Below are 14,058 nucleotides of genomic sequence, written 5' to 3'. Positions count from 1 at the left end.
GACAATGAAGACGCTTGTTGTGGCATGCGGAGCTGTTGCCGCCGCATTCGGTGTCGGAGCGGGGACGACCTCCGCGCAGGCGCAAGGCAAGACCATCACGCTGTGCTGGGCCGCATGGGACCCGGCCAACGCGCTGGTCGAATTGTCGAAGGACTTCACCGCCAAGTCCGGCATTGGTATGAAGTTCGAATTCGTGCCGTGGACCAATTACGCCGATCGCTTCCTGAACGAGCTCAATTCGCACGGCTCGCTCTGCGACCTCATCATCGGCGATTCACAATGGATCGGCGGCGCTGCGGAGAACGGCCAGTACGTCAAGCTCAATGATTTCTTCAAGAAGGAAGGAATCAGCATGGACGACTACATGCCGGCCACGGTGGTCGGTTATTCCGAGTGGCCGAAGAACACGCCGAACTACTGGGCGCTGCCGGCGATGGGCGATGCGGTGGGCTGGACCTATCGGAAGGACTGGTTCGCGCGGCCGGACGTGCAGAAAGATTTCAAGGCCAAGTACGGCCGCGATATCGCGGTGCCGAAGACGCTCGATGAGCTCAAGGACATCGCGCAATTCTTCCAGGGTCGTGAGATCGACGGCAAGAAGGTCTATGGCGCCTCGATCTATACCGAGCGTGGCTCCGAAGGCATCACGATGGGTGTCTCGAACTACCTCTACGACTACGGCTTCAAATACGACGATCCGAAGAAGCCCTATGCGATGGACGGGTTTGTGAACTCAGCCAGTGCCGTGAAGGGGCTCGAGGCCTACAAGGAGCTCTACAAGTGCTGCACGCCGCCCGGCGCCTCCAATTCCTACATGTCGGAGGGGCTTGACGCCTTCAAGTCCGGCCAAGTCGCCCTGCAGATGAACTTCTTTGCCTTCTTCCCGGGCCTCTACAAGGACCCGAATGTCGGCGGCGACAAGATCGGCTTCTTCGTCAATCCGGCCGGTCCCGCCGCACAGGCGACGCAGCTCGGCGGACAGGGCATCTCGGTCGTCTCCTACTCCAAGAACCAGGCCGAAGCGCTGCAATACATCAAATGGTTTTCCGGCGGCGACGTCCAGAAGAAGTGGTGGGCGCTCGGCGGCTATTCCTGCGCCAAGTCCGTGCTGAACGACCCGAGCTTCCCGAACAGCGCGCCCTTCGCCAAGGAGTTCCTGCAGTCGATGGGCATGGTCGTCGACTTCTGGGCCGAACCTTCCTACGCCCAGCTGCTGCAAGCCGAGCAGAAGCGCGTGCATGACTATGTGGTGGCCGACAAGGGCACCGCGCAGGAAGCGCTCGACGGTCTCGTGAAGGACTGGAAGGCGATCTTCAAGGAAGAAGGCAAGAAGTTCTGAAATCAGCTGCCCGGAGCGCGAGCGCTCGCGCTCCGGGTTTCCTTCGAGATGACCGGAATTCGTCGTAGTGTCGACGCCGGGTGCCAGGATCGGTCGCTGTAATGAATGAATTGAGTGCCTCTTCGCGGATCACCTATCGGGCCGTCCCGGTCCGGCCAGGCGTGGCGCGTCGTATCCGGGGCCTGTCGGACAGGACGCTCGCCTGGCTTTTCATCACGCCGACGATCGTGCTGCTGCTGGCGATCAATATCTTCCCGCTGCTCTGGACGATCTATCTGTCGTTCACGAACTACCGCGCCAACCGGGCCAACGTGCCGATGATCTGGCTGGGCGCCGACTGGTACCAGTCGATCCTGACCGATCCCGACATCTGGGCCGCGATGCAGGTGACGGCGCATTTCGTGATCTGGACGGTGGTGATCGAGACCGTCCTTGGATTTGGGCTTGCTTACCTCATCGACAAGAAATTCCGCGGCCACGGGATGTGGACCACGATCATCTTGCTGCCCATGATGCTGTCGCCCGCCGTCGTCGGCAATTTTTGGACGTTCTTGTACCAGCCGCAGATCGGACTGTTCAATTACGTGGTCGCCTTCTTCACCGGCCGTGCAGCCTCGTCCTTCCAGATGCTGGGCGACGTCACGCTGACCCCCTGGGCCATCGTTATCGTCGATGCGTGGATGTGGACGCCCTATGTGATGCTGATTTGTCTCGCAGGCCTGCGTTCGATCCCTGATTACATCTATGAGGCGGCGGAGGTCGACCGCGCGTCGAAATGGCGGCAGTTATGGTCGATCACGCTGCCGATGGCGTTGCCATTCATCATGCTTGCGGTGCTGTTCCGCGGCATCGAGAATTTCAAGATGTTCGACATGGTCAACCTGCTCACCGGCGGCGGGCCGGGATCGACCACGGAAGTCGCCTCGATCACGCTCAAGCGTGCGGCCTTCGAGAGCTGGCGCACCGGCTATTCCTCGGCCTTCGCGATCATCCTGTTCGTGACGGTCTTCGGCCTCGCCAATATCTACGTCAAGGCGCTGAACAAGGTGAAAAGCCGATGACATCAGCCACCACAGCCCATTCGGTCGTCGAGCCATCGGCCACGACGCGGCGCTTTGCCGGCACGCTGGTCGTGCTCTATGCCATCATCACCATGATCCCGCTGGTCTGGATCATGCTCACCGCGTTCAAGTCGCCTGACGATGCGATCTCCTATCCGCCCAAGGTGATGTTCAAGCCGTCGCTTGAAGGCTTCTGCAATCTGTTCACGACCCGCTCGCGCCAGACGCCGGAATTCATCCGCTCGCTGGAGCCGCCGCAGGGGCTTTGCGATAGTATCGCGCGCGACCGCAACATGGTGGTCGCAGGTCCCTCGAACTATGTGCCGCGCTTCGTCAACTCGCTGATCATCGCGTTCGGCTCGACGGTGCTCGCTGTCGCTTTGGGTACCTTGTCGGCCTACGGCTTCTCGCGCTTCCGCGTGCCGCTGAAGGACGATCTGCTGTTCTTCATCCTGTCGACCCGGATGATGCCGCCGATCGCGGTCGCAATCCCGATCTATCTGATGTACCGCACCATCGGTCTGTCGGACACAAGGCTCGGGATGATCTTGCTTTACACCTCGGTCAACGTCTCGCTCGCGGTTTGGCTGCTCAAGGGTTTCATCGACGAAATCCCGCGCGAGTACGAGGAAGCCGCGATGATCGACGGTTACACCCGCTTCCAGGCCTTCGTGAAGGTGGTGCTGCCGCAGGCCACCACGGGAATCGCGGCAACCGCGATCTTCTGCCTGATCTTCGCCTGGAACGAATACGCCTTTGCGGTGCTTCTCACCTCGGGCAACGCGCAGACGGCGCCGCCATTCATTCCGATCATCATCGGCGAGGGCGGACAGGATTGGCCCGCGGTCGCCGCCGGGACGACACTGTTCCTGGTGCCGATCGTGGTGTTCACGGTGCTTCTACGCAAGCATCTGCTGCGCGGCATCACCTTTGGAGCCGTTCGCAAATGAGTCTCGATCTCACCCCAACCATCGCACGTCATGGTCTCGCCGATCGCGTCCTGCGCCGCGGCCCGCTCGAAGCCATCGCGACGACGATCATCGCCGCCGGCGTCGTAATGCTGATGCAGCCATTGTCTCTGACATTGTATTCCTGGTCGTTTGCGACGACCCTGTTCGGCACGGTGATGTTCACCATCGTGTCCAAGGTCCGGGAGTAGGGCGCGATGGCACAGATCAAGGTCGAGGCGCTCGACAAATCCTTCGGTAACTTCCATGCGGTCAAGTCCGCCAGCTTCACGGTGGAGGACGGCCAGTTCCTTTGCCTGCTGGGCCCGTCCGGTTGCGGCAAGACCACGACGCTCCGCATGATCGCGGGGCTGGAGCTGCCGACGGCGGGCACAATCAGGCTCGACGGCGAGGACGTGACGATGAACCGCGCATCGGCGCGCGACATTGCCTTCGTGTTCCAGCTCTTTGCGCTCTATCCGCATATGAATGTCCGGCGCAACATAAGCTTTCCCCTGAAATGCGAGGGCATCGGTGCGGCCGAGCGCAACCGGCGGGTCGTCGAGGCCGCGCGCATCCTGCGGATCTCGCACCTTCTCGACCGCTCCGTCTCCGGCCTTGCCGGCGGCGACCGGCAGCGTGTTGCGCTGGGGCGGGCGATTGTGCGCAAGCCAAAATGCTTCCTGATGGACGAGCCGCTCGGCGCGCTCGATACCGAGATGCGCGAGGCCATGATTCATGAACTGCGCGCCCTGCACGACCGGCTCGGCGCGACGACCGTCTATGTTACGCATGATCAGCTCGAGGCCATGGCGATGGCTGACAGGATCGCGGTGATGAACAATGGCGTCGTCGAGCAGGTGGCGAGCCCGCGTGACATCTATGACCGGCCTGCTTCGCTGTTCGTCGCCGACTTCATCGGCTCGCCGCCCATGAATTTCCTGTCGTTCCGTGGCGGCCTGCAAACCGGCGCAGAGGCGATCAGGCTCGGCGAGCGCGATGTGGCAATTCCTGCGGTGCGGGAGGCGATGGCGGAAAGCGAGCTCGTGCTCGGGGTACGGCCCGAGCATGTGCGCTTTACCGATCGCGGCATGGTGCGCGGCGAAGTCTATGGCACGGAATATCTGGGCACGACGCAGATCGTGACCGTGACGACGCACTACGGTGCGCTCAAGGCCCGCTCACCCAGCAGCAGATCGTTTCGGACCGGCGAGACCGTCGGGTTCGACTTCCGGCCCGATACGCTGTCGATCTTCGACAAGGCATCCGGCCGGGCTATACGCACCGCGTTGCATGAAGGAGGCGCGCATGGCTGAGGTCGAGATCAACTCCGTCTCAAAGGCCTTCGGCAAGACTCACGCGTTGAGCGATCTGTCGCTGACCGTTGGTGACGGCGAGTTCGTGGCACTGCTCGGGCCGACCGGTGCCGGCAAGACCACGGCATTGCGCTTGATCGCCGGATTGGAGCAGCCGGATTCTGGCTCGATCCGCATCGACGGGCGCAACGTGACCGCCGATGCGCCGGCCGATCGCGACGTTGCCTTTGTCTTCCAGCAATATTCGCTGTATCCGCACCTCACCGTGTTCGAGAACATGGCCTTCGCGCTGCGCGCGCCGACGCGCCGTGTGCCCGAAGCTGACATCCGCGCGAAGGTGCAGGAGGTAGCGCGTCTGCTTCATATCGAGACCAAGCTTGACAACAAGGCGACGCAGCTGTCGGGCGGGCAGATGCAGCGCGTTGCGATCGGCCGGGCTCTGGTCCGTTCGCCCTCGATCTATCTGATGGACGAGCCGCTCTCCTCGCTGGATGCCAAGCTTCGCGGCGAGCTGCGCCTCGAGCTCAAGCGGATTCAGGTCGATCTCGGCGCGACGATCCTCTATGTCACCCACGATCAGACCGAGGCGATGACCATGGCGTCGCGTATCGGCGTGATCGAAGGCGGGCGGCTGATGCAGATCGGTACGCCGCGGGAGATTTACGAGAACCCGATCAACGCGCATGTCGCGGCGCGGCTGGGCCAGCCGGTGATCAATCTGCTGCCGGCGGCCCTGTTCGCCGGCGCGCCTGATGGCGCCGAGACGATCGGCGCGCGGACCGAGCATCTGACGATTGCGCGCGGCAGCGGCGACGTCTCGGCAACCGTCAAGCGCGTCGAACATCTCGGCGACCAGAGCCATCTCCATCTCGACGTCGCTGGTCGGCCGGTCGTGACCCTGGCGGATCCCGAGGTGGGCTTTGGCGCCGGGGACATTGTGTCGCTCCGTCTGAATAAACCGCTGTTTTTCGATGCGAAGGGCTGGAGGGTAGCGGCATGAGCCTTGATCGGGTAGCCAGGGAAAGATTGGTGCGAGCGCTGGCGGCGTCGGTGATCGAGCACGCGGACGAATTGACGAGCCTCGACCAGGCGATTGGCGATGGCGATCATGGGCTGAACATGAAGCGCGGTTTCGAAGCGGTGCTCGCGGCACTGCCGGGCCTTGCCGACAAGTCGCTCCCGGAAATGCTGAAGGCGATCGGAATGACCCTGGTCATGAAGGTCGGCGGTGCTTCGGGACCGTTGGTCGGAACTTTCTTCATGGAACTGGGCAAGGCCGTTCCAGAGCAGCCGAGCCGGGCTGATCTGGTTGCGGCAACGGAGAAGGCGATCGAGGCCGTCAAGGCGCGCGGCCGTTCCGAAGCGGGGCAGAAGACGCTGCTGGATGTCCTGGTGCCGGTGCACGCCTTGCTTGCGGCAGGCGGCGATGCCAGGTCGATCGCGGCCGAGGCGGCACAAGCGGCCGATCGCACCACGCCGATGCAGGCGATCCGCGGCCGCGCGTCGTTTCTTGGCGAACGCTCCATCGGTCATATGGACCCGGGGGCGCGCTCGGCGTCCCTTCTGATCGGCGCAGCAGTTGAGACACTGGAGTTCGAGGTCAATACATGAGCAATGTCGGAATTGTCATCGTGTCGCATTCGCCGAAGATCGCGGAAGGCGCGGCCGATATGGTGCGCCAGATGGTTGGAGACGCAGTGCCGCTGGCCTGGACCGGTGGCGATGTCGATGGCGGGCTAGGTACGAATGTCGCAGGAATCCTCGAAGCGATCGAAACAGCCTGGTCACCAGCAGGCGTTGCGATCTTGGTCGATCTCGGCGGAGCCGAGACCAATTCCGAGATGGCGGTGGAGATGCTCCCTGAAGATCGGCGCGCGCGCGTCCTGGTCTGCAATGCCCCGGTCGTCGAAGGGGCTGTGATCGCTGCGACCGAGTCTTCGGGCGGCTCGTCGCTGGCCGCTGTCAAGCGCAGTGCGGAGGAATTCTATGCATGATGTCAACGCCAACCGGGCGGCTAAGAACTTTGCACGGCTGACCGCCTCGGCGGTTCTTGTCAATCCGGTCGGCCTGCACGCGCGGCCATCGGTAAAGCTGACGCAATGCGCGAAGGGTTTTGTCGCAAAGATCGAAATTGCCCTCGCTGCCGACGGGCCCTGGACCGATGCCAAGAGCCCGGTGAAGGTGATGCGTGTGAAGGCACCGCAGGGTGCGACGCTGCATTTCCGCATCGGTGGTCCGGATGGAGAGGCGGCACTCGCGGCCATGCTGGCGCTGGTCCATGACGGCTTCGGCGAGGCGTGAGATCGTGGGCGAGATCCATCTCACCGGTCATCCCGCATCGCCAGGCCTCGCCATCGGCCCGGTTGTCGTACTGACGAGTGCAGTGGCGAGCAGGGCGACGAAGGGTGATCCAGCTCAGGAAGCCGCAGCGTTGAGGGGGGCGATCGAGGTGGCAGCCGCAGAGCTCGCCGAATTGATCGCGACTGTTCATGGCGAGGCCGCGGAGATCCTGGAATTCCAGGTCGCGATGCTCGGTGACGATGCGCTTGCGGAGGGGGCTTATCAAGCTATTGCGGGCGGTACAGCTGCCGATGAGGCCTGGCGCGCGGCACTCGATGCGGAGATCGCCGGCTATCGCGCCGCGGATGAGGAATACTTCCGGGCCCGGGCCGCGGATCTGGTCGACATTCGTGACCGCGTGTTCGCGAGGCTGAATGGTACTGATGCGATCGCAAAGATCTCCGGCGATTCCGTCGTCACAGGTGATGATATTTCTCCGTCGACGTTCCTCGCCGTTGACTGGACCCGCGGCGGCGCCATTGCGCTCGCCAGCGGATCGCCGTCGTCGCATGTCGCGATGCTTGCACGGTCGCGCGGCGCTCCCATGGTGGTTGGATTGGGGCCATTGCCATGGAATGGGCAGCCGCCGTCACTGGCGCTGGTCGATGGCGACAACGGTACCGTAATCTTTGATCCCAAACCCGAGACGCGCCGCCGGTTCGAGCATCGCATGGCGGCAGCGAATGCCGCGCAGATTGCTGCCGACGCCGGGCGCCTCAAGCCGGCGGTGACGGCCGATGGCAGGCGCATCGCCGTCCTGCTTAATGTTGCCGCGCCTGAAGACCTTGCGAGCCTCGATCCCGCCATCTGCGACGGCATCGGCCTCGTGCGGACGGAGTTTCTGTTCGAGGGGTCGAGAGGCCTGCCCGGTGAGGATGCGCAATACGCGGTCTACCGCCGCATTCTCGAATGGGGCGCAGGACGGCCGGTGACGATCCGCACGCTTGATGCCGGCGGCGATAAGCCAATCCCGGGCCTGACGGTCGATGGCGAGCGCAATCCATTCCTGGGCTTGCGCGGAATCCGGCTCTCGCTGGCGCGGCCGGACGTGTTTCGTGTGCAGTTGCGAGCGCTGTGCCGGGCGGCCGTCCATGGGACGCTGAAGGTGATGTTGCCGATGGTCGCGGTCCCCGCGGAGCTTGACCGCGCCAACGCCATGCTGGATGCGGAGTTTGCAGCCCTCAAGGCAGAGGGCATCGCCTGCGCCCGGCCACCGCTCGGCATCATGGTCGAGGTCCCGTCGGCCGCGTTATGTGCAGAGGACTTCAGTGCGGCATTCTATTCCGTCGGGTCCAACGACCTGACCCAATACACAATGGCTGCGGCACGCGATATCGGCGCTGTCGCAGACCTCAACGATGCCGGCCATCCTGCGGTGCTGGCGCTGATTGCGCGGACGGTCGAGGCCGGACGCAAGCGTGGCGTCGAGGTCTCGCTCTGCGGCGATGCCGCGGCGGACACGCGTCTGACCAAGGCGTTGCTGACGACGGGCTTGACGACGCTCTCGGTCTCGCCGATTGCGGTGGCTAGGCTCAAGGCTGCCATCGCCGGGGTGACTGCATGACGGATGATAAAGACGAAGACACAAGCCGGCCGGGCGATAGCAATGTCGCGGATTACAAGCTTATCTTGCGCCGAGCGCTCGACAACCGACCATCCGGGACGCGGCTGAAGCTCGCGGCGGCGCTCGGCAAGAACCGCTCCTTCGTCAGCCAGATCACAAATCCGGCCTATCTGGTACCGATCCCGGCCAAGCATGTCGCGATCATCTTCGAGGTCTGCCATCTCTCGGGTGCCGAGCGTGCGGCTTTCCTCGAAGCCTATGGGCGCGCGCATCCGGGGCGGCTACGCGGCGCCCATCGCGAGGCGCGCACGCGCGTCGTTACTGTGACGGTGCCCGACCTCGGCGATGACAAGAAAAATCGCGCGCTGGAGCAGCTCATCGTCGACTTTGCTGCTCAGCTCGCGCGCTACGCCGAAAGCATCGGCTGACGAATTCGAACAGTAAAAAAGATAATCGGGAGGACGCCATGAAAAAACTGATCAACAGCGCCGACACGATGCTTGAAGAGAGTCTCGACGGATTGGCGGCGGCCCATGCCGATATCCTGCTGCTCGGCACTGAGCGGAAATTCGTGCGCCGTCGCAGCCTGAAGCCGGGCAAGGTCGCGCTCATCTCGGGCGGCGGCTCCGGCCATGAACCGCTTCATGCGGGCTTCGTCGGCCACGGCATGCTCGATGCAGCCTGTCCGGGGCAGGTCTTCACGTCACCAACGCCGGACCAGATGATCGAGGCAGCCGAAGCCGTCGACACCGGAGCGGGCGTGCTCTTCATCGTCAAGAATTACGAAGGCGATGTGATGAATTTCACCATGGCCGCCGAGATGGCCGGGCGCGACGTCGCCAGCGTGGTAACCAACGACGACGTCGCGGTCGAGAAATCCACCTACACGACCGGCCGTCGCGGCGTCGCGGGAACGTTGATCGTGGAAAAGATGGTCGGCGCCGCCGCCGAAAAGGGCATGCCGCTCGCCGCGCTCAAGACGCTCGGCGATGGCGTTAATCAGCGCACCCGCTCGATGGGTGTGGCGCTGCTGCCGTGTACTGTTCCGGCAGCAGGCCGGCCGAACTTCACCCTGGCTGATAACGAAATGGAAATGGGTGTCGGTATTCACGGGGAGCCGGGGCGCCGCAGGGTGCCGCTGGCGTCCGCCGATGAAATCGCTGGCGAGATGCTCAATGCGATCCTAGATGACCTCGCACCAAGCAGGGGCAGCGAAGTCCTGCTTCTGGTTAACGGGTTCGGCGCAACGCCACTGATCGAACTCTATCTGATGGTCAATAGCGCCAAGCGCATTCTGGATGGGGCGGGCATCACGGCGACCCGTTTCCTGACGGGTTCTTATGTCACGTCGCTCGACATGGCCGGCGCCTCGATCACCGTCTCGGTGCTCGACAGCCAATCAAAGGAATTGTGGGACGCCCCGGTGCATACCGCAGCGATACGCTGGGGTATCTGATGGACGGGAGCGCAAGGTTAATCATGCGCGATGATAGGATAATCCTGAGGCTCGCTATGCGGCCGTCGGCCAAGTCGTTTGCCCCATAGACGCCATCGGTGGAGTGTAGAGTACTTTCTCCAAAGTTGATGACAGGGCGTTTTGCTCAAACCGGGCCGTCCTTGGCGTGACGCCCTGTTCGCTGCTGTATTATCGCCGCAGCGCGCCGCTCCAATGGCCGCCAGTTCCTAAGGGGCGCACCGGGCCGCGAATATACTCACATCGCGAAATGAGTATAAGCGAGACAGCCTGCGCACTCCTCCCCTCGTGTGCGTGACGTGTGCACTGAGAATCCGAAGGAGCGATTTCCGCTTCCAATTCATGCATATATGGTCCTAGAAGAGCCAAGCTGCGGAAGCCTCGTCAAACCAGATTTCTCAATCGGTCCAATAGCATGAAGGGTCGATCGGAGCGAAAATATCTCAGTAAAATGAACGGCTTAGATCGAAAATTTTCCACAGCCCCCATGATGGATTGGAGCGAGAGTTCAACTTGTTCAAAGGGTTAGAAGGCGGCGTGTGCACGACGTGTGCACCGGGAAATCAAGAAAAATCTCATGACAGCCAACGTGAGGGGGCGCCTACACGCCAAATTCTGACGGAAGGGAAGGGCAAGTGCTGACCAACAGTCTCAGTCCTGCGGCTGAAGTCGTTTCCACCTCAATGCGGTTGGGCGACTCACGGACCCAATCGAGAGCCAAAGACTCTCGCTGGGTTGCTCGCGCTGCCCTCGTTTTGACGACGCAGTCGCTAGTCCAGGGCGGTCAGAAGCACCCAACGCCTTGGTCTAAATAGTCACTACCGCAGGCTTTGACGGCTTGCTCGTCGCTTCTTGCGAACTCTCTCCGGCTCGGCGCGGGACGCTTCGTTATTTTGAGACGTGAGCGTCGCCCGGACGTGCTCGGCAAGCTTCAACGCGCTATCGGCGTTGGAAGCAAGACGAGACAGCATTTGGGAGAGCACTCTGAACTCCTCGCGCGTGAGCATTCCAAATAGCGCGTCATTCACCGGGCGTTGCAAGGCGGCGAGCCGGATCAATAGGTTTATCCCGTGTTCGGTCAGCGTGAGCTGCACGCGGCGTCCGTCGCCAGGATGTGGGCTTTTCTCTATCAGACCGTCAGAGACCAGCTTGTTGATCTCGTTGGTGACGAAGGCGCCACTTAGATACAGCCGCTCGGCGACCTGATTAACACCCATCGGCTTTTCCGCTGTCGAATTCTTGATCGCGATCAGGATCAGATACTGGGTCGGCGATAGGCCGACAAAGCTCGCGAATGTCTCGCGAGCGGCTTCCAGGCTTCGTCCGAAGGCAAAATAGTCGTAGAGGACACCGCGAAGCGTGCGATCTCCATCCTTGTCGAGCAACTCAGGCTTCGTCGCCGTCAACAGCGCATCGGACACGGGCATTCTCTCCGCAAAATCATAGCGTTGGAAGTTGACTAAAGAGCACGCATGCGCCCCGTCAGCAAGGGTATTGACATTCTCAAGTAGCTTTGTCAGAAAGCTATTTGAGAATTATAAATCAAGACCGGGCGACGAGGCGGTGTCCATGGAGGATCGTGCATTCAGGCGTGCTCTTGGCGAATTCGCCACCGGCGTTGCGGTGGTGACCGCGCGCGGCAAGGGGGAAGAGCTCATCGGCATGACCATGAGCTCGTTCAACTCCGTCTCGCTCGATCCGCCGCTCGTTCTCTTCAGTGTCGATCGCAAGGCGCGCAGCCTGCCCGCGATGATCGAGGCCAAGGGTTTTGCCGTGAACATCCTGGCGCGCGACCAGGAAAACATCTCCAACCAGTTTGCGCGCGCTCTCTCCAACAAATGGGACCAGGTGAAGACGTCAGTCGGCCATGCCGAGGCGCCACTGATCTCGGGCGCGATGGCGCATTTCGAATGCGCGCCGTACGCGATCTACGAGGGCGGCGACCACGTCATCTTCGTTGTCCGTGTCGTTCGCCATGCGAGCCGCGCCGAGGCCGCCGCTCCCCTGATCTTCTTTCGCGGCCGATACCGCGATCTGGTCGATGAAACCCAGCGCGAGCCGACCTGGCCGCTCCCCATTCACTACTAGCTTTGAACCGGAGACCTGCGATGCGTGGCGCAAAGGAATATCTGTCAGGCCTGAAGGACGGCCGGACCATCTACATCAACGGCGCGTCAGTCGGCGATGTCACAACGCACCATGCCTTCCGCAACCTCGCCAGCTCCATGGCGGGCCTGTTTGACTTCGCTAACGCGCCGGCGAATGCGGAGCTGATGACGTTCGACACGGGCGCAGGTCGGGCCAACCGCATCTGGCAGCTTCCGACCTCCTATGCCGAGCTCGTGACGCGACGAAAGGCGCTCGAGGCGTGGGCCTCGCTGCACGCCGGCTTCATGGGTCGCGCGCCGGACCACGTGGCGTCCTGCATCTCCGGGCTCTACATGGGGCTCGATGTCTTCAAGGCGTATGATCCCGCCCGTGCCGGCGCGCTCGAGAGCTACTACCGCTACGCTCGCGACAAGGATCTCTACCTCACCTACGTCATCATCAATCCGCAGGCCGATCGTTCCAAGGGTGCGGCCGAACAGGCCGACCCGTTCCTCACCGCCGGCGTCGTCGATCGCGACGCAGAAGGCATCACGATTCGCGGCGCCAAGATGCTCGCCACCGGCGGCGTGGTCGCCGACGAGGTCTTCGTCACGACCATCCAGCCGATGCGTCCAGGCGAAGAGCGTTATGCGATGTCCTTCGCAATTCCGATGAACACGAAGGGCCTCAAGATGCTGTCGCGGAAATCTTACGAAGATGCCGCGGGCGCAGTGTTCGACAACCCTCTGTCGAGCCGTTTCGACGAGAACGACTCGGTTCTCTATTTCGATGACGTGAAAGTGCCGTGGGACCGCGTCTTCATCGAAGGCAATGTCGAGATGTGCCAGAAGCAGTTTCACGCCACGCCCTGCCACGTCTACCAGAACTACCAGGCGATGGTGCGCCTGAGCGTTAAGCTCAAGTTCCTGACCGGCCTTGCGCATCGGACCGCCGACATGAACGGGGTCACCCAGTTCCCGCAAGTGCGCGAAATGCTCGGCCAGCTCGCGGCCGAGACCGGCATGGTCGACGCGCTGGTAGCCGCGATGGAGGCCAAGGGCGCGCAGGTCGGTCCCTATTTCATCCCGGACCGGCACACGCTCTATTCCGCGCAGGTGCTGACGCAGCAGCTCTACGCGCACGTCATCAACACGCTTCGCGAGCTCGCTGGCGGCGGCATGATCATGCTGCCTTCGTCGGTTGCGGACTTCGACAATCCGGAGATCGCGGCCCTCATCGGCAAGACTCAGCAGTCGCCGAAAGCCAACTCGCACGACCGGGTGAAATTCTACAAGCTTGCCTGGGATGCCGTCGGCTCGGAGTTCGGCTCGCGCCATCAGCAATACGAGATGTTCTACGCCGGCGCGACCTTCGTCACGAAAGGTCATTCTTATCGGACCTACGACTGGGCCGGCGCCGACCGGCTGGTGCAGACCATGCTCGATTCCTACGACCTCAACGGCGTCTCGACCGCCAGCAAAGCCGCCTGATCCGAAGGAGACAATCCATGCCCGTCAACAAGAAGCACGACGAATTCCATACGCTCGATATGACCACCGGCTGGGAAGTGCCGGCGGGATATCCGGCCGGCATCCAGCAGAAGATCATCGCGGGCGGGTTGGATGAGGAGAACCGGCGCGGGACGCGGACGCGGCTGCTCCGCTTCGCGCCCGGCGTCTACACCACCGCGCCGTTCTCGCACGAGTATTGGGAAGAGGTTTATCTGGTCTCGGGCGATTTGATCGTCGGCAATGATGCAAAGGGTGAGGGCGGCAAGAGCTTCCCGCCGAACACGTACGCCTGCCGGCCCCCGCATGCGCCACATGGGCCGTTCAAGTCGGTGAACGGCTGCCTGCTTCTGGAGATACACTATTTCGATCCGGTCTGATCCGGATCGCTGCCGCACAACATCATTCGATCGACCCAGGG

General features: G+C 62.4%; 16 protein-coding genes. 15 read left to right on the top strand and 1 reads right to left on the bottom strand.

Going from position 1 to position 14,058, the window contains the following annotated elements; all coding sequences use genetic code 11:
• Nucleotides 1-4 precede the first annotated feature (4 nt).
• From ACR9YP_RS29680 to dhaK, 12 genes are all read left to right on the top strand, one after another.
• A complete protein-coding gene (locus ACR9YP_RS29680; protein WP_474217714.1) occupies nt 5-1,339 on the top strand; it encodes an ABC transporter substrate-binding protein in 1,335 nt (444 codons plus the stop codon).
• A gap of 101 nt (nt 1,340-1,440) precedes the next feature.
• Entirely contained in the window at nt 1,441-2,400 is a 960-nt protein-coding gene (locus ACR9YP_RS29675; RefSeq protein WP_438109347.1) for a carbohydrate ABC transporter permease, read from the top strand.
• Nucleotides 2,397-3,350 (top strand): carbohydrate ABC transporter permease, encoded by a 954-nt coding sequence (locus ACR9YP_RS29670; RefSeq protein WP_438109346.1) that lies wholly within the window; start codon nt 2,397-2,399, stop codon nt 3,348-3,350. The genes ACR9YP_RS29675 and ACR9YP_RS29670 overlap by 4 nt, the downstream gene beginning before the upstream one ends.
• Nucleotides 3,347-3,559 (top strand): hypothetical protein, encoded by a 213-nt coding sequence (locus tag ACR9YP_RS29665; RefSeq protein ID WP_438109345.1) that lies wholly within the window; start codon nt 3,347-3,349, stop codon nt 3,557-3,559. The genes ACR9YP_RS29670 and ACR9YP_RS29665 overlap by 4 nt, the downstream gene beginning before the upstream one ends.
• Nucleotides 3,560-3,565: 6 nt before the next feature.
• Nucleotides 3,566-4,663 (top strand): ABC transporter ATP-binding protein, encoded by a 1,098-nt coding sequence (locus tag ACR9YP_RS29660; RefSeq protein ID WP_474217713.1) that lies wholly within the window; start codon nt 3,566-3,568, stop codon nt 4,661-4,663.
• A complete protein-coding gene (locus ACR9YP_RS29655; protein WP_438109343.1) occupies nt 4,656-5,663 on the top strand; it encodes an ABC transporter ATP-binding protein in 1,008 nt (335 codons plus the stop codon). The genes ACR9YP_RS29660 and ACR9YP_RS29655 overlap by 8 nt, the downstream gene beginning before the upstream one ends.
• Nucleotides 5,660-6,274, top strand: coding sequence for a dihydroxyacetone kinase subunit DhaL (dhaL, locus tag ACR9YP_RS29650; RefSeq protein ID WP_370986677.1), 615 nt, complete (start codon nt 5,660-5,662; stop codon nt 6,272-6,274). The genes ACR9YP_RS29655 and dhaL overlap by 4 nt, the downstream gene beginning before the upstream one ends.
• Nucleotides 6,271-6,657: a dihydroxyacetone kinase phosphoryl donor subunit DhaM gene (gene dhaM, locus ACR9YP_RS29645; protein ID WP_027557143.1), complete on the top strand. Its 387-nt coding sequence runs from the start codon at nt 6,271-6,273 to the stop codon at nt 6,655-6,657. Before dhaL ends, dhaM begins: the two co-directional genes overlap by 4 nt.
• Nucleotides 6,650-6,964 carry an HPr family phosphocarrier protein gene (locus ACR9YP_RS29640; RefSeq protein WP_438109342.1) on the top strand — a complete coding sequence of 105 codons (315 nt, stop codon included), beginning with the start codon at nt 6,650-6,652 and terminating at the stop codon, nt 6,962-6,964. Before dhaM ends, ACR9YP_RS29640 begins: the two co-directional genes overlap by 8 nt.
• A complete protein-coding gene (gene ptsP, locus ACR9YP_RS29635) occupies nt 6,942-8,567 on the top strand; it encodes a phosphoenolpyruvate--protein phosphotransferase (RefSeq protein ID WP_438109341.1) in 1,626 nt (541 codons plus the stop codon). Before ACR9YP_RS29640 ends, ptsP begins: the two co-directional genes overlap by 23 nt.
• Nucleotides 8,564-8,995 carry a hypothetical protein gene (locus tag ACR9YP_RS29630; protein ID WP_370986680.1) on the top strand — a complete coding sequence of 144 codons (432 nt, stop codon included), beginning with the start codon at nt 8,564-8,566 and terminating at the stop codon, nt 8,993-8,995. The genes ptsP and ACR9YP_RS29630 overlap by 4 nt, the downstream gene beginning before the upstream one ends.
• Nucleotides 8,996-9,033: 38 nt before the next feature.
• The gene (dhaK, locus tag ACR9YP_RS29625; protein ID WP_474217712.1) at nt 9,034-10,023 is read left to right on the top strand and encodes a dihydroxyacetone kinase subunit DhaK; all 990 of its coding nucleotides are present in this window, start codon (nt 9,034-9,036) and stop codon (nt 10,021-10,023) included.
• An 836-nt stretch (nt 10,024-10,859) separates the two neighbouring features.
• Here dhaK and ACR9YP_RS29620 read toward each other — a convergent pair.
• Complete coding sequence (locus tag ACR9YP_RS29620) at nt 10,860-11,468, bottom strand: MarR family winged helix-turn-helix transcriptional regulator (protein ID WP_438109340.1); 609 nt, start codon at nt 11,466-11,468, stop codon at nt 10,860-10,862.
• Between the two features lie 142 nt (nt 11,469-11,610).
• On the opposite strand from ACR9YP_RS29620, the gene ACR9YP_RS29615 reads away from it, so the two are divergent.
• From ACR9YP_RS29615 to ACR9YP_RS29605, 3 genes are read left to right on the top strand one after another with little or no spacing between them, the layout of a single operon-like run.
• A complete protein-coding gene (locus tag ACR9YP_RS29615; protein WP_438109339.1) occupies nt 11,611-12,129 on the top strand; it encodes a flavin reductase family protein in 519 nt (172 codons plus the stop codon).
• A 20-nt stretch (nt 12,130-12,149) separates the two neighbouring features.
• Complete coding sequence (locus tag ACR9YP_RS29610) at nt 12,150-13,619, top strand: 4-hydroxyphenylacetate 3-hydroxylase family protein (RefSeq protein WP_474217711.1); 1,470 nt, start codon at nt 12,150-12,152, stop codon at nt 13,617-13,619.
• A gap of 17 nt (nt 13,620-13,636) precedes the next feature.
• Nucleotides 13,637-14,017 (top strand): cupin, encoded by a 381-nt coding sequence (locus ACR9YP_RS29605; RefSeq protein WP_474217710.1) that lies wholly within the window; start codon nt 13,637-13,639, stop codon nt 14,015-14,017.
• The last annotated feature ends 41 nt before the right edge of the window (nt 14,018-14,058 follow it).

This window comes from Bradyrhizobium sp. BR14999, assembly GCF_056106085.1.
The sequence above is the reverse complement of the archived record's forward strand: the minus strand, read 5'-3'. Positions and strand labels throughout refer to the sequence as shown.